We start from the raw sequence: 21,106 nt of genomic DNA on the forward strand, positions 1-21,106 counted from the left end.
GGGGTCAAGGCCCCCCCCTCCGACCGGCAGAATCACCCCGCCCGACAACAGCAGCACAATAACCGCCAGCACGAACAGCATGCCGAGCACGATTCACCCCACCGAGCGAAGATCACCAACAGCATCCCGAATGTGAGACAGAGCCGTTGACCGTACAGACCCCCCTCCGGGTCATGCGACACAAGACAAGCAAGGAACTGGTCCTCGTCGACCGACCTGCCCGCCCCGCTGATCACACACCAGCCAAACGGCAAGGCCAACATGCCAGGACCCCAATTTCACCCAAAGCCGTAAGCCTCCAGGACTTGTCCTACGGGTGAGTCCTGGCCAACACCCGTCGTACGCGCCGCGTCGGGCCCCCCTGCCATTGATGTTCTTCGAGTTGGGCTCGGAACAGAAGCAGCACGTCAACCTGACCTGCGCAGACGTTCCAGCAGCGTCACCCGATCGGTGGCCAACTCGAAGAAGCTCATTGAGGTGTCGGACCGTATGAAGATCGGCAAGTCCGGCACTCAGTGGGCGATGCTGCGAGGCCTCCGATCCTGGCGAGGAGGCATCCGTGCGCGGCCAGCGCGGGCTTCTCACCTGTCTGGACGGTAGGGGGTGCCCCTGAGGCGCGTAACGTCGTGCCACAGGGACTGGAACGCGTCATATGCCGAGGGAAGTTCCGTCAGGCATGCCCGGCTGCTCTGGGTCGGCGGTAGCGTCGCTTTCACTCAAGTCTCCCCACAACACCCAGGCCCGCGCGGCGGGTCCCCGCGGAAGGACGCCCCCATGCGGAAACACACCACCAGGCCGGGCGCTGCCCGCGCCCCACAGCGGCCCCACCGGCTCGGCTCTCTCCTGCTTGCCGCGCTCGTCGGCGCGGCCACCGTCGCCGCCACCGGCACGGCGCGGGCCGCCCCCGTACGCATCGACATCACCATGCGCAAACAGGAAAAGACCAACTGGTGCTGGGCCGCGGCTGCTTCGACCATCGCCAACCAACTGGGCAAGGAGCACACGCAGAACGCGTTCTGCAATGCCGCCTTCGATCGCCGGCAGGGCAGTGAGTGCCCCAACAACCAGGCCGACCTGGGCAACGTCCAGCGGGCCCTGCGTTGGGCCGGGATCGCACCGGGCCGGTACGTGACCGGCTGGCTGCGCTACAGCACCGTCAAGGCGGAAATCGACGCGGGCCGCCCGATCGAGACCCGGGTCCTGTGGACCTCCGGCGGCGGGCACATGCACGTCATCTACGGCTACGACGAGGCGAAGCAATGGGTCTACTGGGGCGACCCGTGGCCCTCCTACACCCGCTACAACTGGGGCTCGCACAACTACTATCTGGACAACAACGCCTTCCGGTGGACCCACTCACTCTATGAGATCGGGAAGGGATGACCATGACCGCACACGCTTCGGGGAACCATCACCTGCGGCTATCTGGGCTTCTGGCCGTTCCCACCGCCGCGACCGCCCTCGCCTGCCTGACGCTCGCCGCGCCCACCGCAGCAGCGGCGGAGGGCGCATCGCCGGTAGACCTGGCCCTGGCCGGCCGGGCAGCCGGTGCACAGACTTCGCTCCGAAAGGTCGAGGCGTTCCTCGCCGTCGACCAGCAGCGCCTCGCGTCCGGCGCTCGTCTCCCGGGCCCGGACGGCAGCGGGGCGGTGGATGGCGCCGCGGGGCCGACCCGGCTGGGTGCCACCCTAGCCGTATACGTCCTGAATCCCGATTTCGTGCGCGGCGTGCCCGGGGCGCCGCCCAACCGCCCCGAGGGTGCCGCGACCACGGTGACCGGGGCGAACGGCCGGACGGCGACCATCCGTACCGCCCCGACGGAGAGAGGCTGGCAGGTGGTTTCCATCGGCTCCGGTGACGAGGAGGAACGGTATGCCCACGCCGCAGGCCCGGATCGGACCGCCTTCCGTGAGCCGCAGACCAACACCTGGTACGCCTGGTCCGGCGACCGTGTCGAACCGCTCCACGCCGAGGCGGCCCGGGTCCTCGGCACGACTAGCCTGTCCACCACCGCCTACCGGCAGCAGGTGGCCGCCCGCTACGCTGACCTGCTCCCGGGCTCGCCGTACGATGTGTCGGGCCTCGCCGGCGGCGGCGCCCTCGGCACCGCCCCGCACCCGCAGGCAGCCACCCCCAAGGAACGCGCGGACCACGCGAAATTGGAGCCGTCGTCCGCGCTGCCGGCCGCCCTCGCCGCCGCTACCGCCCTGGCCCTCCTCGCCACGGGCCTAGCAGCCTTCCGCCACGGCCGGAAACCCACTGGGCCTACCTGAGAACGCGGCGACGAGGCAACGGGTTCAACCGATCCGGCCCGACAGCCACGGCCGGCCCAGCTACGCCTCCTGGCACGCCATGACGAGGAGGCCGGCCACCTCATCTGCGCCGTCCGGATGAGCGACCGGACCTCCCGCCCTTGAAACGCAGCGGCATGGGATTCGAAGAGAAGGAAAAGGGTCGAGGTTTTGGGATTGTCGAAGCGTTGAGCTGGTCCTGGCGGTTCAGTACCGACGGCTGCGGGAAACGGCTTTGGTTTAGCCTCGGCTCGCGCTGAATCTGCTGGGCTGCAGGCAGCGCGAAGGTTCCGCCGAGGATGGTCTCCACGCTGACCACGGTGGGCCATGGGCGGGGGAACCGGACGATGTGGAACGGGCCCACCATCCCGGGATGCGGGTTGGCGAGTATCGGCATCACCTGGATCGTGATGTTGCGCAGCTCGGCCATGTCGAGCAGGTGGCGCAGTTGGTGTGTTAATTGCACCAGTGCCTCCGTTCATGGAGCGAGTCGATCCCCGCCTCGAAGGAAGCTCTGTTGTTAGACCTGCGCCACCAGCTGATCGAGGGCCGGGCCGACGTGCCACGCGTCGGTTCAGTGATCGAGCTGGACACCATCCCCTGGTACGCCGTCGTCGGCCCTGACGAGACCGTCGTTGCCCCCGTCGTTCCGTACCTTCGCGGCCTGACCCTGGATGACAACCGTCCGCCGACCGCGAAGAGCTACGCCTATGACCTGACACGGCACCCAGCGCCACCTCCGGACCGTCGGCGCGATCCGCACATGTGCGGTTCTGCCGCTGTGGTTCCCGCGCCCATCCCGTCTCTTGAACTCCGGTGGCCGCGCGGCGCCGCACGGCCCGCGCTGTCACCGGCCAGAATCCCGGCCCGGCGCCCAAAGGGCAGCACCGGATTGGGCACCGTCCCCGGCTGAACAACCCTGGACAGGTCGAGCAGCCGGGGACGGACACACCGGCCGGCCAATCTGGCCACGGCCTCTTACCCGCAGGCAAACGAGCCTGCACCGTACGGAAGTTCACCGAGTCCGTCCCCTGACCGGACGGTGGGCCCCTGTGCCTGCCACCACACCGCGTGAATCCACCACCACCGACTTACTGATCGTTTCAGAATGAGTTCGGGGGCTGGGCAGGGCGGTCCAGGCGGCCGACCTACCAGACCAGACCGCGGTGGCTCAGGCGGACGCGACGCCGAGCACTGCGGTCATCGCGTATCCGCCGACAGCGACTGGCGCCGACAGGCAGGGTCGTCTACGAGTGGATCGGAGAGACGCGTGCAGATGGCAGTTGGCCTCCGTGGCTACTCGTCATCCTGCTCGACGCGCTGGCTGTGTGTGCCGGGCTGCATGTGGAAGTGGTCGGCTGTGGCGATGGCTGACAGGAGGAGGGCCATGGCGGCGGTTGTGGCCCAGCCGGCGAAGCTGGTGGCCCAGCCCAGGGGTACGGCGACGGCGGCTCCGATGAGGCGTTCGGTGGTGCGGCCGGTGCCGAGCAGGGCACGGTAGGCGGCGTGACCGAGGAGGAAGATCGCGGTACCGCAGCCGAGCCACCAGGAGTTGGTGTGGTGGTTGAAGTGGTGGACGGCGTCGGTAGTGCCGGCGGCGACGAGGACGATGCCGATGACCATGACGAGGTGGCCGAGGCCGAAGGGGTAGACGGCCAGGAGTTCGCGGCGGCGTTCGGGTGCGCCTTCCAGGGCGGTTGCGGCCCGGGTGTCGTCGCCCTCGAAGTAGATCCACCAGAGGCCGGCGGCGACGGCGATGCCTAGGACGACGCCGAGAGCCAGCGTGGGGCCTACCGCGGCTCCTTGGGCGCCGATGCCGATGGCGATGATGGATTCGCCGAGCACGAGGATGACGATGAGTCCGTGCCGTTCGACGAAGTGGTGCGGTTCGATGACGAAGCCCCGGATGCCCCCAAGCATGGGCGAGAGGACGAAGAGGAGCAGGACTGCGGCGGCCCAGCACAGCCAGGTGAGGGTCTGGGGAAGGTAGGGGCGATGAGGATGAGCACTCCGGCGCCGGCGTTGAAGGGCACGGTGCGGATGATGGCGGTTCTGGCGGATGCCCGGTCGGCGGTCAGGAATAGCAGGCAGTGGATGGCGACGGCGGCCAGGTAGGCGAGCGGGAAGGCCAGACCGTCGGTGTCGAAGGCGAAGGGCAGGTCGAGGCCCATGATGAAGAACGCCATCATGGCCAGTACCAGCAGGAGCCGGATGACGGTTGCGTCGGGGCGGACCGCGTTGGTGAGCCAGCTGAAGCCGAGGAACATCCACCACACCACGGTTAGGGCCAGCAGGGCGTGCAGGAGGCCCTCCCATCCGGGATGGGATTCGATGTGGTGGGTGACCTGGGTGATCACGAAGACGAAGACGAGGTCGAGGAACAGCTCGATCGTCGTCACCTGGCCGGTTGCCGCTCGGGTACGCAGCCTGAGTGGGCGAGATGTGCGCGGACTCATCAGTGGTGGTCTCTTGTCCTTGGGATCGCTGTCCGGCCCGGGCCGGACGGAGTATGCACAGCGGCGGGGGAAATCCGGCTCGCGTGATTGTGGCGCACACGCGGTGCTTTTACCTGGAGCATCGCCCACGCAAGAAGAGGGGGAAGGGATGCCAGCCCACGGCCTCACAGGGAGGAGGCGGCTCACCGGATGCGTGGTCAGGCGTGGACGCCGACGATGGACTTGGTCTCCAAGTACTCGCCGATGCCGAAGTCCGCCCACTCGCGGCCGTTGCCGGACTGCTTGTAGCCGCCCCAGGACGTGTTGAAGTCGAAGTCAGCGTCGTTGATCAAGACGTAGCCGGTGCGCATCCGTTCGGCGACAGCGAGAGCCTGCTGCGGGTCGCCGCTTGTGACGTATCCGCACAGGCCGTAGGGCGAGTCGTTGGCGATGGTGATGGCGTCTTCGATGCTCTCGTAGGCGATCACGGACATGACCGGGCCGAAGATCTCCTCGCGGGCGATGGTCATGTCGTTGGTGACGTCGGCGAAGACGGTGGGTCTGACGAAGTGCCCGTCCTTGAGAGTGTCGGGCAGGTCGGGCTTGCCGGGGCCGCCGGTGACGAGTCGGGCGCCTTCCTCGATGCCTTTGCGGATGTATCCCTGGACGGTGTCCCACTGGCCGGCGGAGACGACCGGGCCCATGGAGGTGCCCTGCGAGTGCGGGTCACCGACCTTAAGCGCCTCGACTGCCGGGGTGAGGGCGGCCAGGAATTCGTCCTGTCGTTCACGCGGAACCAGGGTGCGGGAGGCTGCGCCGCAGGTCTGTCCGCTGTTCAAGAGCGCGTACAGCACGGCGGTGTTCACGGCGGTGTCCAAGTCGGCGTCGGGGAGCACGATCTGTGGGGATTTGCCGCCGAGTTCGGTGACGACCCGTTTGGCCGTGGGCGCCGCGGCGGCGAGCACGCCGACCGCGACCGGTCCGGAACCGGTGAAGGAGATCATGTCGACCTCCGGGTGCTGGTTCAGGGCATCTCCGATGACCGAGCCGCGGCCCAGGACGAGGTTGAACACGCCGGCGGGAACCCCGGCCGCTTCCAGGATCTCCGCCAGCACGACGGCCGAGTACGGGGTCAGCTGAGCCGGTTTGAGCACGACGGTGCAGCCGGCGGCGAGCGCGGAGGCGACCTTCCCGGCGGGCTGGAGGGCGGGATAGTTCCACGGAGTGATCAGCGCGCACACGCCGATCGGCTCGCGCCGCACCCACGTGCTTCCGCGCTTTTCGACGAGGTCCAGGTTCCGCAGGGCCCGTGCGGCGTTGTGGAACTGGCTCTGGCCGGAGGGCACGTGCAAGCTGCGGGAGAGGTCCAGGGGGGAGCCCAGCTCCTCGGTGACGGCCTGAGCCATGTCCTCGGCACGACGGGCGTATTCGGCGCCGATGGCTTCCAGGAGGTCCACTCGCTCGGCGGCAGTGGTGATGGAGAACGAGGCGAAAGCGTTCCTGGCGGCCGTGACCGCCCGGTCGACGTCGGTGGCACCGCCGAGGGCGGCCCGGCCGCTGGGCCGTCCGGTGGCGGGGTCGGTCAGCTCCAGGACGGCGGGCTCGGCCGGCGCCGTCCAGCTGCCGTCGATGTACAGGTTGTGAAACTCACGCATGGCAGCCTGCCTTGCTCCGTTTGAGGGAAGGGGGCGGGATGCCGGACGGCGGCGGGCCGCCGTCCGGCGAGTGGTCCGCGACGTGAGGAACATCGGACCACCTGGGTTGCTGGTGGCGCTGCCGGTCAGCTCTGCGCGGGGGTGAACACGCCGCGGAAGCGCATCTTCCCGGAGGCCAGGCGGTCGTAGGCCTCGGTGGCCCGGTCGAGCGGGAAGGTCTCGGTGATCGGCTTGACCTTGCCCTTCGCGGCGAGGTCGAGGACCTCGCTGAGGTAGTGCTGGCCACCGTGGGTGGAGCCGATGACCGGCCTCGGGGAACATCGGTACAGCGGATATCGGTGAGAACGATCATGGCCCTCTAGCACAGTGATCCACTTCGCTGCTGGGGTTCGGTGAAACGTCTCCGGGCCTGCTCCGGGGCTGGCTACGGTCCGGCTCGTGCCGGTGGAATTTCTGAGTGATGAGCAGGCCGAGGCGTACGGGACGTTCGCCGAGGAGCCGACGAGGCCCGAGCTGGAGCGGTTCTTCTTCCTGGACGACGTGGACCGGGACCTGATCGCCCTGCGGCGTACGAAGCACCACCAGCTTGGGTTCGCGCTCCAGATGTGCACAGTGAGGTACGTGGGTCTGTTCCTGGAGGACCCGCTTGCGGTGCCATGGCCGGTGGTCGAGCACCTGGCCGCGCAGCTCGGCATCGAGGACCCCTCGTGCGTGAAGCGGTACACCGAGCGGCGTCAGACTCTGTACGACCACGCGTGGGAGATCCGGGGCGCCTACGGCTACCACCCCTACGAGGACGCCGAGTGGGGCCGGCGGTTCCGTACCTTCCTGCACGGGCGGGCATGGACGCACGCCGAAGGCCCGAAGGCGCTGTTCGACCACGCGGTGGGCTGGCTGCGCCGTCACCGGGTCCTGCTGCCCGGGGTGTCCGTGCTGGCCCGGCAGGTGTCGGAGGCGCGGAAGGTCGCGGAGAAGCGGCTGCACGCCACGGTCGCGGGCGCCGCCCGCCGCGCGGACCCGGCGCTGCCCGGGGATCTGGTGGCGACGCTGAAGACGCCGGAGGGCGCCCGGTTCTCGGAGCTGGAGCGGCTGCGCCGGCCGCCGACGCGGACGACGGGTACGGCGTTCGCCCGCGCGCTGGAGCGGGTGGACGAGATCAGTGCGTTCCAGCTCGGGCGGCTGAAGCTGTCGCAGATCCCGCCGAACCGCATGGCGACGCTGGCCCGGTACGCGCTGGGGTCGAAGGCTCCGCTGCTGGAACGGGCGGCGGATCCGAAGCGCACGGCGATGCTTACCGCGGTGATGCGGCACCTGGAGGCGAAGGCCATCGACGAGGCCCTGGACCTGTTCCAGGTCCTGATGGCCACCCGGCTGCTGAGCACCGCGAAACGCAAGACGGAGAAGGAGCGGCTGTCGACACTGCCGCAGCTGGAGAAGGCGTCACGGGTGCTCGCGCGGGCGGCGAAGGTGGTGTTCGAGGAACTGGAGCTGGTCGAGGAGCAGGCAGCGGACCTGGACGTCGCGGCGCTGTGGGCGGCGGTGGAGGAGGTCGCGCCGCGCGCCGCCGTGATGACGGCGGCCGCGACCGTGGTCTCGCTGGTGCCCGAGGACGAGGACTCGGCCGAGGTTGCCATGCGGGCCGCGCTGGCGAACCGGTACGCCACGGTGCGCCCGTTCCTCGCGTTGCTGGGCGAGTCGAAGGCGCTGGACGCGGCGAGCGCCGGCAAGCGGGTCCTGGCCGGGGTGCGCGGCCTTCCGGCGCTGGCCCGGCGGAAGGTGGGGGTCAAGCCGCTGCTGCCGCGGGAGGTGGACGACAAGCTCGTGCCGCCGGCGTGGCGCAAGGCGGTGTACGCCAACCCTGATCTGCCGCAGGGTGCGGTGGACCGGGACGCGTACGTGGTGTGCGTGCTGGAGCAGCTGCACCGGGCCCTGAACAGCCGCGACGTGTTCGCCGCCCCGTCGCACCGCTGGTCCAACCCGCGGGCCCGCCTACTGGACGGGCCCGACTGGGACGCGGTCGAGGAGGACGTGCTGGCCGGGCTGAGCCTGGACATGCCCGTGACCGAGCACCTGGCGGAGCTGGTGCGGGGCCTGGACGCCGGGTGGAAGCAGCTCGCCGAACGTCTGGAAGAGGCGGGGCCGGCGGCGAAGGTCTCCATCGAGGTGCAGGACGACGGGCGGGTGAAGCTGAACGTCGCGGGGCTCGGGGCGCTCGGCGAGCCGAAGTCCCTGACCTGGTTGCGGGGGCGCGTCGAGAGGATGCTCCCGAAGATCGACCTGCCGGACCTGCTGTTCGAGGTGAACGCCTGGACCGGGTTCCTCGACACGTTCGTGCACCTCGGGGACGGCACGACCCGGATGAAGAACCTGCCCACTTCGGTGGTCGCGTTGCTGGTGTCGGAGGCGTGCAACATCGGCCTGGCCCCGGTGGTCAACCCCGCCCATGAGGCCCTGACTCGGGCCCGGCTCGTGCACGTCGACCAGTACTACCTGCGCGCCGACACCATCGCCGCCGCGAACGCACGGCTCATCGCGGCCCAGGCCGAGGTGCCCATCGTGAAGTTCTGGGGCGAGGGCCTGCTCGCCTCGGTGGACGGGCTGCGGTTCGTCGTCCCCGTCCGCACCATCAGCGCCGCTCCGTCGCCAAAGTACTTCGGGTTCAAGCGGGGCATCACCTGGCTCAACGCCGTCAACGACCAGGTCGCGGGCATCGGGCAGATGGTGGTGCCTGGCACCCCGCGCGACTCCCTGCACATCCTGGACGCGCTGCTGAACCTGGACGGCGGCGTGAAGCCGGAGATGGTGGCCACCGACAACGCCTCGTACTCCGACATGGTGTTCGGCCTGTTCAAGATCCTCGGCTACAACTTCAGCCCCCGGTTCCGCGACCTGGACGATCAGCGGTTCTGGCGGGCCACGATGCCCGGGGTCGAGACCGGAACGTACGGCGCGCTGGAGGATCTGGCCCGCAACCGCGTAAACCTGAACAAGGTGATCACGCACTGGCCGGACATGCTCAAGGTCGCCGGCTCCCTGGTCACCAACCAGGTCCGCGCCTACGACCTGCTGCGCATGTTCGGCCGAGACGGTCGCCCGACCCCGCTCGGGGCGGCGTTCGCGGAGTACGGGCGGATCGCCAAGACCGAGCACCTGCTGCGCGTGGTCGACCCGGTCGACGACACCTACCGCCGCCAGATGAACCGGCAGCTCACCGTGCAGGAGTCCCGCCACAAGCTCGCCCGCGACGTGTGCCACGGCAAGCGCGGCACCATCCACCAGGCGTACCGCGACGGCATGGAGGACCAGCTCGGCGCGCTCGGCCTGGTCCTCAACGCCATCGTGCTCTGGACAACGAAGTACCTCGACGCCGCCGTCAGCCAGCTCCGCGCCGAGGGCCACGAGATCCGGGACGAGGACATCGCCCGGCTCTCTCCGCTCAAGCACAAGAACCTGAACCTGCTCGGCCGCTACAGCTTCACCGCCTCGACGCCGGCCGCCGGTGCCCTGCGCCCGCTGCGCGACCCGGACGCGCCGGAGCTGGACGAGGACGGGGACGAACAGGACTAAGGGCGGCTGACCACGTCGGTGATGAGCTCGCGATCCTTGCCCTGGTCAGCCGCTTCGCGGCCGCCACGGCGTGGCCGGTGGCAACCTCGCGGGAGATGAGTGCCGGGGCATGGACGCGACCGTGAACCCAGCGATCGGAGCGGCGGGCGCGGCCAGTGATGCGCAGACCCGCTCATAGCGCATGTGTATGTCCGGCCGGGCTGGTGCGGATGCCGCGGATCCGCAGGCCGTGCGGTCCGTAGCGGGCAGCGAAGGCGTATGCGCGGAAGGTTCCTTCGACGGTTAGTCTTACCGCTCGGGTGTAGCCGGTGAGGTCGGGATGGCGGCGGCACAGTGCTTTCGCCAGGCGCATGGTCTCCATAGCCTCGTGGTGCTGCATGGCCATCACCTTGTCGCAGGCTTCCTGCAACGTGAGGCTGCCTTCTTGGTGCAGGACCATGACGAGGTTGCTGGGGTTGCCGTTTCTGATGTCCTTGGCCAATCCCATCACATCATGTCCGAGCAGAACGGCGTATGTGGCTGCCTGACGGAAACGCTTGATTTCCAGGAGGTTTTGGAGGCTGGGCGGGAGGTCGACGGCGTTGAGGAGCGCGGCTTGTTCGTACGCGAGATTCCCGGCCCCTTCGAATTCTCGCTGGAAAAGGAAGGTGTTGACGTCCGGGGGCCACACGCGTGTTTCTGCGTACTCGCGCAGTGCCCATTCACCTGCGTCGAGATATTCCTTGAGGGATTCGACGAAGACCTGTTTGCGGGACTGCCAGCCCGGCATGTGCGCGGCGTAGCGGACGGCGGCTTCGCGCAGGCATCCGAGAAGGGCGGCCCCGTGGGGGTAGGGCCTGGCGGTGCTCACGGGGTCAGGGGGCCGGTCGTCGCGGAACATGTCCAGGATGACCTGATCGATTTCCTCCAGGCTGCGGAGACGCTCAAAGACTGATTCGGGGGCTGCGCGGGGATCGGGATCGACTCCGTCGTCGTGCATGAACAGTCCGGTGTTGAGCAGTGCCGTGGTGGCCATCAGGGGGGACGTCGGGGAGACGTCAGGAAAGGCATAGGCCGTCCATGCGGCACCCATACGGCTGGCTGCCGCCACGTAGCGATCGTCTTCAGGGGAGAAAACCTGCATTTCGGCCTGGCAGGCGGAAACGAGCTCTTCCACAGCGGCTGGGTGCGGCATAGCTGATTCACCGAAATAGGTCGCGCACACGGCCGTGTAGTCCAGGACGGCTTCCTGTCCGTTCATCGCGACCGTGCCGGCATCGAAGTGCAGGGCGATCGGAGTGCCGGGCGTCAGTTCTCCGTCAAAAAAGGCCGGCCCATTGCCTTCCTTGCTTCCTTGGGGAATCTGTGACAGCGGCGCCAAGCGGGCATTCACGTGGTCCTCCCAGTGACGGCGTCGGCGAACTCTTGCAGGCTCTGTTCGACGGCTGGAGCGACAGGCACTGTCAGCAGTGCCCGTCCGGCCTGCTCACGACGCACACGGATCATGTCCTCGACCGCGGCGCGGGCGCCGGTGGCGGTGATGATGTGGCGAATGCGGGCAGCGGCGTCCTCGTCGAGACGGGGATCACCAACCAGCGCGTGGAGGGCCTCGCACTCGGCGGAATCAGCACGCTGGAGGGCGAGGGCGAGCAGGACCGTGTGCTTTCCTTGGCGCAGGTCGTCCAGGCGGGGTTTGCCGGTTTCGGCAGGATCGCCGAAGGTTCCGAGGATGTCGTCGCGGAGCTGGAACGCCTCCCCCAGGGGCAGGGCATAGGCGCTGAGCGCATCCAGCATCTCCCTCCCAGCCCCGGCGAGGGCGGCGCCGATGTGAAGGGGCCGTTCGATGGTGTACTTGGCGGTCTTGTAGCGCGCGATGGCCAGCGCCCGCTCGACGTCGGTGGTGGGGCGGCCGGTGGCGGTGAGGTCCAGATACTGGCCGTACATGACCTCGCTGCGCATCACGTTGACCAGGGGTCGTACGCATTCTCGGTGGGCTGGGCTCAGTTCGCTGTCCGGGCCGTACAGGAGTTCGTCCGACCAGATCAGGGCGAGGTCTCCGGCCAGAATGGCGGCTGACTCGCCGAGTGCATCGGCCGCCGCGACGGTACGGCCGTGGTGGTGGTGGGTGGCCAGGGCCCGGTGCACGGTGGGCTGGCCGCGGCGCGTGGCGGAGTGGTCCATCACGTCGTCGTGGATCAGACAGAAGGCGTGGAACATCTCCAGGGACGCACCCGCTCTGACTGCCGGCTGCACGCTGTCGGTGCCGCCGGCTGCGTGCCAGCCGAGCACGCACATCGTGGGGCGAATCCGCTTGCCGCCGGAGGCCAAGAACTTGCCCAGGACGGTGGGGATGTCGACCGGCAAACCCTGGCGGCGGGCCTCGCTGGTCTTGCCGTCGATGAAGGCGTTCAGCACGGCGGTGAGCTCACGGTGCACCCATGGCAGGTCCAGCCGGCCGTGTGCGGGAGCAGGCGGTGAGGACGGAGCCGGATCGTGCGGCGTGGCAGTGGGCAAAGTGCTCACGACGGTTCACCCTTCCGTAGCGGCCCGATTCATGGTCTCGGCCAGTTGGAGGGCGCCCAGCAACGCACCCCAGCATCCCCCGGTTGACCGAGCCCGCAAAGGCGCACACCAGCCACGATTGACGCGTATACGTCCTGCGGAGTGCGCGGTGGCGCACGCCATCCGGCCCCATCAGGAGCGGTGCCGCCGCGCGGGCCGGGGGCGCGCAATCCACCCCGCCCGCGCCGGGCGCACAGCCGGGACCGATCTGTCGGCAAACGATCGTTTGACGACAGGGAGCCGATGCGTCCAATCAACCCGTGCAATCCGGGGTTCGCGGCGGCCCGAATCCAATCAGATCCGATGATGATTGCTGACAGGGTTTGACGACAGATAGGGTCCATTCCTCCGTACGGAAGGGGCCCGCAGTGGCAAACCTGGTCTACAAGCGGGTCTCGACCGACCAACAGTCCACCGCCCGCCAGGACCTCGTCCTGGACGAGGCCGGCATCGAGGACCCGGTCGTCTTCGAGGAGGACCCGGGAACCTCCAGCCGCCTCCACGCCCTCCAGCGCCCGCAGTTCGGCGAACTACTCACCTACGCGCGGCCCGGCGACACCGTGCACATCTCCGAGATGTTCCGCCTCGTACGCGGCACCGGCCACATCCTCGACGTGCTCGACGTCCTCCACCGCGACCGCCTCGCGCTGCGCATCCACGACGGCGCGTTCTCCGCGATGGACCTCACCGCCCGCCACCCGCGCACTGGCGAGCTGCTGTCCACCGTGAAGTTCATGGTGCAGACCCTCGCCGCCGCCGGCGAGCTCCAACGCGACCTCCAACGCGAGCTGACCTACGACGGACTGCGCGCCGCCGAGGCCAGGGGCAGCAAGGGCGGACGCCGTCCCGCCGTGGCGGCCGCGAAGACCGAAACCGTCCGCACCGCGTACCTGGAGGGCCGGTCCATCGCCGCCCTCGCGCGCGACCACGGCGTCAGCCGCGGCGCGATCCGCACGGCCGTCGCCGATCTCCTGCCCGAGCACACGGCCGGCGACCCGGACATCCCGGCCCCGGAGCTGCCGGTCGTCCTCGACATGCCGGGCAAGGTCGCCGACTTCCTCCGCTCGGCCGAGCTGGAGCCCGCCGAGCGCGCCGCGCTCGACCAGGGCGTCACCGTGCGGCGCGGCCAGGGCTACACCCTGCGCGTCAGCGCCGTCCCCGCCGTACACCGCCAGCTTCTCGCCCTCTGTCAGCCGCTCGACGGCGGTCAGGGCCTTCCCACAGTGCCGGCCCAGCGCAAGGCCCGCCGAGAGTACGAGAACAGGGTCAGCGCACTCGCGCCCTGACCATGATCGTTCTCACCGATAACCGCTGTACCGATGTTCCCCGAGGCCGATGACCTGCTGGCGCATCATGTGGAACGGCACGCCCTCGGAGGAGATGGAGAACGGCTGGCTGAAGTCCAGCCCGCACAGGATCACGCGGCCGGAGACGCGCAGGCCCGTCATGGCCTCCTCGGCCGCGCCGAAGGCGTTGGTGGTGACCAGCAGGATGTCCGCGCCGCCGAGCTCGAGGAGTTCCTTGCCGTTGGCGACAACGTGGTCGGCGCCCAGCTGGGTGGCCAGGTCATGCTTGTCCGGGGAGTGGGTGATCGCGATGGTCTCGAATCCGCACGCCTTGGACAGCTGCAGGGCCACATGGCCCAGTCCGCCGATGCCCAGAACGGCGACCTTCTCGTGCGGCTGCGGGGACGCGTCCCGCAGACCGCTCCAGGTGGTGTAACCGGCGCACATCATGGGCGCGGCATCGGTGTACGACAGGCCGTCCGGCAGCAGCACCGTCCCCTCGGCCGCGATGGCGATGTACTCCGCGTGCCCACCCTGCGCGGAGAACCCACTGGTGCGGGGCGCGACGCAGTTCATCGCGGTCTGCCCGGTCAGCGGCCGGTTCTCGCGACAGTAGGCACATCGGCCACAGGCGGACTGCACCCAGGTGGTACCAACCCGGTCGCCGACCTGGCGCGTGTGCACCCCGGCGCCCACCTCGACGACCTCACCGACCACCTCATGGCCCGGCGTCTGGGGGTAGAGGTCCCCGCCGTAGCCCTGCGTGGACCAGACATCGGTGAAGCACATGCCCGACGCGTGAACCTTCACCAGCACCTGCCCCGGCTCCGCCGTCGGGGTCGGGACCTCCTGGACCTCCCACGGCTTGTTCGCGCCGGTCATCACAACTGCCTTCATGACTGCTCCTTGCTTCGATGCGTCTGCGGTGGGCAGCGTCGGCGGGATCGCTCGCGCAAGAGCGAACCAAGCAACCCTTCCGAGGTAACCACCTAGGTAGGTACACCGTAGCCCCGGTCAGGATAAATTATCAATAACCAGGTAGTTACCCTCTTGATGCTCACGCCTCGAGGTACGGGCGGTAACGCGAAGTGCGCCATCGGTGGCGCCGCGAGGCTCCTCTGGCGTCCGCGATGTCCAGTGTGTCGGCCCATCGAGCACCCCGCATGTCAGCCGGATCGGCAAAACGCCAGGCCTATGAGCGGCGCGTACCCGGTTTGGCCGCTTTGCGTCGGCAGCTCCGCAGCGGGCGGACGGCATTATCAGTAACTGTGTAGTTACGCCCGTGTGGGGGCACTATCCTTCCCCTATGCCGCCCGACGCCACCGCTACGAAGAGACGCCTGCTGGACGCCGCCTACAGCGAGTTCGCCCAGTACGGGCTTGCCGGCGCCCGCGTGGAACGCATCGGCGAAATTGCGCAGGTCAACAAGCGTCTGATCTACGTCCACTTCGGCAACAAGGCCGACCTCTTCGACATCGTGGTCGCCAAGAGCCTGGCCGACCTCGCAGAGGCCGTCCCCTTCGACGCCGACGACCTCTCCCGCTACGCGGGCGACCTGTTCGACTACCTGCTGGAACACCCCCAGGTACTACGCCTGACAGGCTGGGCTCGGTTGGAACGGCCCGAACCCACGGCAGCCGAGGTGGACGCCTACCGCCCCAAGATCGATGCCATCGTCTCCGCCCAGCACAGCAACTCCGTCACCAAAGAAATCGCCCCCACGGACGTCCTCGCCCTCGTCCTCGGGTTGACCACAGCCTGGGCCGGCGCCTCACCCGCCCTGCAATCACTGGCTCCCGAAGCCCCCTGGTCCCCTGAGCGACTGCGCCATCACCGCGCCGCGATGACCGCCGCCGTGCAAGCCTTCGTTGCCTCCTGACCCCCGTTTCCGCCGACGGAAACGGGGGGTCACCCCGCACAGATCACACCCGATCACCGCCAGCCGGCCGCAGGGAACTCGTGACAGCTCAGCAGGCAAGCTCACCAGTCAACGCTGAGCGCAGCTGCCTGGTCTGGCTCACCGGGCTTGCCGCCTCAATGGACCCCACCTCAACGGGGATCTTTTTCCACTCTTCCGGACATGATCAGCCATCTTGTGCCCGGTGACCTGTGGGACCGCATTGCCCCGATGCTGCCGCCTCACCCTCAGCGGCGGCATCGATACGCAGGACGACACCGAACATGCGACCGCATCGCGTTGGGCGGCATCATATTCGTCCTGCGCACAGGTGTGACCTGGCGCGACGTGCCACGCCAAGATGTGGGTTGCTCGGGAGTCACGGTCTGGCGCCGCCTACGGGAACTGGACCGAAGCCGGCGTCTGGCCACGACTGCACGCCGCGATCCTCACCGAACTACGGACGGCCAGGCTGCTGGAGATGGACGACTGTGCCATCGACGGCTCACACATCCGCGCCCTCAAAGGAGGCGCTCACACTGGACCATCTCCGGTTGATCGAGGCCGCCCCGGCAGCAAGCATCACGTCATCGTCGACCGGCACGGCACACCGCTCGCAGTGTCACTGACCGGCGGCAACCGGCACGATGTCACCCAGCTCATGCCGCTCGTCGATGCCATCCCGCGGATTCGTGGCCTGCGTGGCCTGCGTGGCCTGCGTGGCCGCCCACGAAATCGCTCACGACGCCTGTACGCCGACCGCGGCTACGACTTCGACAAGTACCGCCGACTCCTCCGGCGCCGAGGGATAACCCCGAAGATCGCCCGCCGTGGTGCCCAGCATGGCTCCGGCTTGGGCAAGACCCGATGGGTCGTAGAGCGGACCTTGTGCGCCACGAGGCGCCCTGTTTGTATCCCCGGCTGAGCCGGGAGGAACTCGGAAGGAGGTTTTTGGGCCGAATGACTTACCTGGATCCGAAAGGTGAAGGGGACAACAGCATGTCAGGAAACCAGTAACCGGGCCCAGTTGTCAGAGACGGTGTACTGGGCGGCCCGCGCGATATGGCGAAGACTGGATTGCTTGAAGCCCAATCTCCAGAAGATGCAAGCTCCCATCCGCCGGAAAGACTTCTGAAACCGGCGCCGTACTCTGCCCTGTACTACAGGAGTGGTTCGGGGGCTCGTTGTCTGCGTCTCGCGTGGTGGAGCCGTTTTGCGATGGTCTGGTGGGTTCGGCGCCATAGGGATTGGGCGGCGATGAGGAGGGGGTCGTGCTGGACGTGCCAGAGGGTCTGGTGCAGGAGTCGGCGGATCTCCTCGGCGGTGTAGTCGATCAGCCGGAGGGCAGGACGGGGAGGTTCAGCGGTGGCCAGGTTATGGCGGGTTGGTCGGACATGTCCGTAGTGGAGGGTTCGTCGGCCTGCTTGAGCCGGGCGGTGCGGGTGGCGGTGACCGAGAGGAAAGCGAACGCGGCCATGGCCAGGGCGATGTGGCGGTGCCAGGGCTCCCAGTGGCGGACCTCGTACTGGTCCAGGCCGCAGTCGGACTTGGCGGTCTCGAAGCAGTCCTCCACGCCCCAGCGCATCCCGGCGACGTTCACGAGCGTGGACAAGGTGGTGCTCTCGCGGGCGTGGACGGCGAAGAAGGCGAGGTCGGACGGGTCGACGATCGAACGCCGCACCCGCAGCAGGTGCTGCCACCCCTTACGGGCCGGCCCGGCATCCGACGGCCACGCCACCTCGGCCAGCGCCCAGTCGTAGTACCGCTCGCCCCTCGACCCGCTTCCGCACGAACGCCGCTCGAACACCAGCGGTACGCTCACGGCCAGGGCATCGACCCGCACCAGCCCGGTCCCCGTCGTGAGGACGGTCTCATCACAGGGCACCGCCATCACATAGCCCTTGCCGCGGCGCTCGAGGGCCGACCGCAGGCCGCGGTCCCGCCCGTAGAGGCTGTCGGCGGCCACCCACGCGAACGGCACTCCCGCGCAGCGGGTGCGCTCCACCAGACGCCGGCCCAGTTCTGCCTTGGTGACCACGGCCTACGCCCGATCGGCCGGCACTCCGGCCTCCCGGCACCGCTCCGCATCCCCGGCCCACGTCTTGCCCAGGTAGAGCGCGAAGTCGATCAACGCCCGCCCGGCCGAGGTGACATACACGGCGAACACCGCGACCTGGCAGTTCTCCACCTGCCCGGTGATCCCCGCGTACTGCCTCGCGACACCCGCCGACTTCGTCCCCTTCTTCAGGAACGCGGTCTCGTCCAGGACCAGCACCGCCCCCGGATCACCGAGGTGTTCCACCACGAAGGCACGCACCCCGTCCCGCAACCCGCTCCAGCTCCACCTCGTCCGCCGCAGCAGGTCCTTCACCCGGTCCGGCGTCACATACCCCGCATGCACGGCGATCTGCCAGGAATTCTCCCGCTCCACCGGCCCCAGCAACGCCTTCACATACGCACACACGCGTTCCCGCGCAGGTCCTTCCGGCCGAACAAACCCCCGAGCGTGCCGAAGAAATCCTCGAACCACTCCGCCCACCGCTCCACATCACGCAACGTCTCCACAGACAGAACAACGACTCCCCCCCCACCAACAGACACGGAAGCACTCCTGTAGTACCGGCTTGATAACTTCATTGAGCTTCTTCAGCGTTGCTTCTCCAGGGTGAGGACGGCCTTGGTCATTGACGTGAGCGTGTTGGGGCTGACGCGGGCCCTGCGGAAGATCCGCCAGGCCTTGAGGCGGGCGAAGGCTCGTTCAACGGGTGAGCGGAGTCGGGCGTGTGTCCGGTTGACGGCCTTCTCCTTGACGGTGAGCTCACGGCTTCGGTGCTTCTTGACGGGTGTCGCGAAGGTTCCGCCGGCGCCCTGGTATGCCTTGTCCGCGAGGGCGGGGATCTTCAGCCGGTCACAGATGGTGACGATGCTGTGGGTGCGGGCGGCGGTGATGTCCGCGGTCCGTCCCGGCAGGGCAGGTGAGTACCAGAGGAGCTCACCGGCCGGGCCGGTGACCGCCTGGATGTTCACGCCGTGCTTGCGGTGCTTGCCTGAATAGTCGTCCTGGCCGTTGCCGACGCGGTCGCACTCGGCGAGCGTGCCGTCCACGAGGACGTACTCGGGGCGTGCCCGCCGCAGTGCGCGGATGAGTGAGGGCGCGCGGGCGGCGAGGTGTGTGATCACGCTGTGCACATAGGCGTGGGCGGTGCTCTCGCTGATCCGGAATCCGGCGGCGATCTGGGCGAGGGTGTCGTGCTTGCGCAGGTATACGAGTGCGATCAGGGCCCGCTGAGAGGCCGGCAGCTTGCACCGGCGGTCACCCTCACGGGTGACGATCAGCATCGTGACCCACTCCACGAGGGCATGCGGAAGGCCCAGTGCGGCAGGATAGGTAACCAACAAGGCTCCCTGATGAACGAGTTGAGACGTGAGACATCTCGCTCAACCGTCCGGGAGCCTTGTCCGTTACGAGCCCCTGCCTGTCACCCGATCGGTGGCCAACTCGAAGAAGCTCATTGGGAATCAATAGCCAGCCCACTCTGGCAGCAGATGAGCAGCGACGGGGCCTGTAAAAGGAACGGTGTAACTCCGATCATGAGGATTGCACCTGTGACCAGCGAGAACATAGCTATAGCGCCTGAGGCTGGGGCCCCGGCGGCGGCTGTCGATGACCGGTTCCTGAACGAGCTCGTGGCCCGGGCTCAGGCCGAGGGCCTGCAGCTGACGGGCGAGGGTGGGCTGCTCCAGCAGCTGACGAAGCGGCTGCTGGAGTCCGCTCTCGAGGGCGAGATGACGGACCATCTCGGCTATGACCGGCACGATCCCGCGGGCAAGAACGGCGGCAACTCAAGGAACGGGAAACGCTCCAAGACCGTCGTCACGGACGTCGGCCCGGTGGAGATCGAGGTGCCGCGGGACCGCGAGGGAGCGTTCGAGCCGCAGATCGTCAAGAAGCGTCAGCGCCGGCTGACCGGCGTCGACGAGATGGTCCTGTCACTGTCGGCGAAGGGCCTGACCCATGGCGAGATCTCAGCCCATCTGGCGGAGGTCTACGGAGCCGAGGTTTCCAAGCAGACGATCTCGACGATCACCGATTCGGTGATGGAGGGCATGGCCGAGTGGCAGGCCCGCCCGCTCGATCGTGTCTATCCGGTCGTGTTCATCGACTGCATCAACGTGAAGATCCGCGACGGCCGGGTCGCCAACCGCCCCATCTACGTGGCCCTCGCGGTCACGGCCGAAGGCCACCGCGACATCCTCGGACTGTGGGCCGGCGGCGAAGGCGGGGAAGGCGCCAAGCACTGGCTCCGGGTCCTGACCGAGCTGAAGAACCGCGGCGTTGAGGACGTCCTGATGCTGGTCTGTGACGGCTTGAAGGGCCTGCCCGACGCGGTCGGCGAGGTCTGGCCCCAGACCGTCGTCCAGACCTGCGTCGTTCACCTGCTGCGGGCCTCGTTCCGTTATGCCGGCCGCCAGGACTGGGACAAGATCGCCAAAGCACTCAAGCCCGTCTACACCGCTCCGACCGAGGACGCTGCCACCAGCCGATTCCTGGAATTCTGCGAGGAATGGGGCCAAAAGTACCCGGCGATCGTCCGGTTGTGGGAGAACGCCTGGGCCGAGTTCGTCCCGTTCCTGCAGTTCGACGCAGAGATCCGCCGGATCGTCTGCACCACGAACGCGATCGAGTCTGTCAACGCCCGCATCCGCCGGGCGGTCCGGGCCCGCGGCCACTTCCCCTCGGAGAACGCGGCCATGAAGTGCGTCTACCTCGCGGTGATGTCCCTCGACCCGACAGGCGCCGGCCGCAAACGCTGGACCACCCGCTGGAAGCGAGCCCTCCAGGCCTTCGACATTGCCTTCGACGGACGCCTCACCAACAACCGAATCTGACCTACAAACCGACCACGGTTACACCGTCTACTGGACAGACCCGCGTCGACCAGGCGGTAGAAGCCCTCGGCGGCGTCGGGGCTGACGGGCAGCAGGCCGATGTCGTCGACGATGATCAGGTCGGATCGGATCACCCGGGTCAGGGCCTTGGCGATGGAATCGTCGGCCCGGTGGCGACGAGGGCGCCGAGGTCTTCGATGGAGAACCAGGCGACGGCCATCCCGGCCTCGACGGCGGCCTGTCCCAGGACCTCGCACCCGTGGCTTTTCCCGGTTCCCGAGGGCCCGACCACGCAGAGATTCTCCCTGCATTGGACCCATTAGAGGGTCTTGATGGAGTCCTGGGTGGCGCGGAGTATGGAGGACGCTTGCTCGTCCCAGTCGCCGAAGGTCTTGCCCGCGGGGAACCCGGCCCGCTTGCGGCGGGTGTGCAGATTCGCGCGGTCGCGGCCGGCGGCCTCTTCGGAAAGCAGGACGCGTACGACTTCCGCGGGGTCCCACCTCTGGGCCTTCGCGGTGGGGATTACATCGGTCAACGCTGCGGT

General features: G+C 68.2%; 13 protein-coding genes and 5 pseudogenes. 8 read left to right on the forward strand and 10 right to left on the reverse strand.

Annotation, left to right across the window (positions count from 1 at the left end):
* Positions 1–774: 774 nt before the first annotated feature.
* Together OG906_RS40665 and OG906_RS40670 are read left to right on the forward strand one after the other, a co-directional pair.
* Positions 775–1,383: a papain-like cysteine protease family protein gene (locus tag OG906_RS40665; RefSeq protein ID WP_329449160.1), complete on the forward strand. Its 609-nt coding sequence runs from the start codon at positions 775–777 to the stop codon at positions 1,381–1,383.
* A 2-nt stretch (positions 1,384–1,385) separates the two neighbouring features.
* A complete protein-coding gene (locus tag OG906_RS40670) occupies positions 1,386–2,273 on the forward strand; it encodes a hypothetical protein (RefSeq protein ID WP_329449204.1) in 888 nt (295 codons plus the stop codon).
* Positions 2,274–2,373: 100 nt separating this feature from the next.
* Here OG906_RS40670 and OG906_RS40675 read toward each other — a convergent pair whose 3' ends face one another.
* A complete protein-coding gene (locus tag OG906_RS40675; protein ID WP_329449205.1) occupies positions 2,374–2,757 on the reverse strand; it encodes a Scr1 family TA system antitoxin-like transcriptional regulator in 384 nt (127 codons plus the stop codon).
* A 51-nt stretch (positions 2,758–2,808) separates the two neighbouring features.
* Between OG906_RS40675 and OG906_RS40680 the strand changes: the two genes are divergently transcribed.
* Entirely contained in the window at positions 2,809–3,204 is a 396-nt protein-coding gene (locus OG906_RS40680) for a hypothetical protein (RefSeq protein WP_329449206.1), read from the forward strand.
* 383 nt (positions 3,205–3,587) lie between these two features.
* Here the strand turns inward: OG906_RS40680 and OG906_RS40685 are convergent.
* The 3 genes and pseudogenes from OG906_RS40685 to OG906_RS40700 all read right to left on the reverse strand — a co-directional run.
* Positions 3,588–4,747, reverse strand: a pseudogene (locus OG906_RS40685) (low temperature requirement protein A).
* A gap of 197 nt (positions 4,748–4,944) precedes the next feature.
* Complete coding sequence (locus OG906_RS40695) at positions 4,945–6,381, reverse strand: aldehyde dehydrogenase family protein (protein ID WP_329449207.1); 1,437 nt, start codon at positions 6,379–6,381, stop codon at positions 4,945–4,947.
* A gap of 125 nt (positions 6,382–6,506) precedes the next feature.
* A pseudogene (locus OG906_RS40700) lies at positions 6,507–6,686 on the reverse strand (zinc-binding dehydrogenase); the annotation flags it as partial.
* 133 nt (positions 6,687–6,819) lie between these two features.
* Between OG906_RS40700 and OG906_RS40705 the strand changes: the two are divergent.
* Positions 6,820–9,948 carry a Tn3 family transposase gene (locus OG906_RS40705; protein ID WP_329449158.1) on the forward strand — a complete coding sequence of 1,043 codons (3,129 nt, stop codon included), beginning with the start codon at positions 6,820–6,822 and terminating at the stop codon, positions 9,946–9,948.
* 172 nt (positions 9,949–10,120) lie between these two features.
* On the opposite strand, the gene OG906_RS40710 is transcribed toward OG906_RS40705, so the two are convergent.
* Positions 10,121–11,320 carry a terpene synthase family protein gene (locus tag OG906_RS40710; RefSeq protein ID WP_329449157.1) on the reverse strand — a complete coding sequence of 400 codons (1,200 nt, stop codon included), beginning with the start codon at positions 11,318–11,320 and terminating at the stop codon, positions 10,121–10,123.
* Positions 11,317–12,450, reverse strand: a complete 1,134-nt coding sequence (locus tag OG906_RS40715) for a polyprenyl synthetase family protein (RefSeq protein ID WP_329449156.1) — start codon at positions 12,448–12,450, stop codon at positions 11,317–11,319. Before OG906_RS40715 ends, OG906_RS40710 begins: the two co-directional genes overlap by 4 nt.
* Positions 12,451–12,857: 407 nt before the next feature.
* Between OG906_RS40715 and OG906_RS40720 the strand changes: the two genes are divergently transcribed.
* A complete protein-coding gene (locus OG906_RS40720; RefSeq protein ID WP_329449155.1) occupies positions 12,858–13,775 on the forward strand; it encodes a recombinase family protein in 918 nt (305 codons plus the stop codon).
* 12 nt (positions 13,776–13,787) lie between these two features.
* On the opposite strand, the gene OG906_RS40725 is transcribed toward OG906_RS40720, so the two are convergent.
* The gene (locus tag OG906_RS40725) at positions 13,788–14,672 is read right to left on the reverse strand and encodes an alcohol dehydrogenase catalytic domain-containing protein (RefSeq protein ID WP_329449154.1); all 885 of its coding nucleotides are present in this window, start codon (positions 14,670–14,672) and stop codon (positions 13,788–13,790) included.
* Between the two features lie 409 nt (positions 14,673–15,081).
* Here OG906_RS40725 and OG906_RS40730 point away from each other — a divergent pair, with 409 nt between their 5' ends.
* Positions 15,082–15,654 carry a TetR family transcriptional regulator gene (locus OG906_RS40730; protein WP_329449153.1) on the forward strand — a complete coding sequence of 191 codons (573 nt, stop codon included), beginning with the start codon at positions 15,082–15,084 and terminating at the stop codon, positions 15,652–15,654.
* A gap of 201 nt (positions 15,655–15,855) precedes the next feature.
* A pseudogene (locus tag OG906_RS40735) lies at positions 15,856–16,558 on the forward strand (IS5 family transposase); the annotation flags it as partial.
* A gap of 447 nt (positions 16,559–17,005) precedes the next feature.
* On the opposite strand, the pseudogene OG906_RS40740 reads toward OG906_RS40735, so the two are convergent.
* Both OG906_RS40740 and OG906_RS40745 read right to left on the reverse strand, forming a co-directional pair.
* Positions 17,006–18,211, reverse strand: a pseudogene (locus OG906_RS40740) (IS701 family transposase).
* Positions 18,212–18,318: 107 nt separating this feature from the next.
* Positions 18,319–19,068, reverse strand: coding sequence for a transposase family protein (locus OG906_RS40745; RefSeq protein WP_329449152.1), 750 nt, complete (start codon positions 19,066–19,068; stop codon positions 18,319–18,321).
* A 195-nt stretch (positions 19,069–19,263) separates the two neighbouring features.
* Between OG906_RS40745 and OG906_RS40750 the strand changes: the two genes are divergently transcribed.
* Positions 19,264–20,562 carry an IS256 family transposase gene (locus OG906_RS40750; RefSeq protein ID WP_443067514.1) on the forward strand — a complete coding sequence of 433 codons (1,299 nt, stop codon included), beginning with the start codon at positions 19,264–19,266 and terminating at the stop codon, positions 20,560–20,562.
* Between the two features lie 26 nt (positions 20,563–20,588).
* Here OG906_RS40750 and OG906_RS40755 read toward each other — a convergent pair.
* Positions 20,589–21,097, reverse strand: a pseudogene (locus tag OG906_RS40755) (ATP-binding protein); the annotation flags it as partial.
* Positions 21,098–21,106: the final 9 nt, after the last annotated feature.

It is taken from the genome of Streptomyces sp. NBC_01426 (assembly GCF_036231985.1).
Lineage (GTDB): Bacteria > Actinomycetota > Actinomycetes > Streptomycetales > Streptomycetaceae > Streptomyces.